General features: G+C 53.7%; 1 protein-coding gene. It reads right to left on the minus strand.

What is annotated here, in order from left to right:
• On the minus strand, positions 1–214 hold a 214-nt coding region (locus AACQ81_RS07090; protein ID WP_237388523.1), incomplete at both ends, for a hypothetical protein.

Genomic DNA, 214 nt, shown 5'->3' on the forward strand with positions numbered 1-214 from the left:
GCGTTCAGCATGGATTGCAACCCGTATCTTTGGCGATAGTCGTCCCAATCGGCTTTTTCTTCACAGGGTGGCAGTGCAACGAACCCAGATACTGCCGCTGCTGCCTGTTCTGCCGCAATTTTTCCTGGGTTCTTTTTAAGGTTGCCGTCTGCGTCCAATTCACCCTCGGCGTGCCAGTCGTTATCTGCGGCGATAATGATTATCGCGTGAGGCC

Origin of the sequence: Xenorhabdus sp. Sc-CR9 (assembly GCF_963897815.1) — a bacterium.
Lineage (GTDB): Bacteria > Pseudomonadota > Gammaproteobacteria > Enterobacterales > Enterobacteriaceae > Xenorhabdus.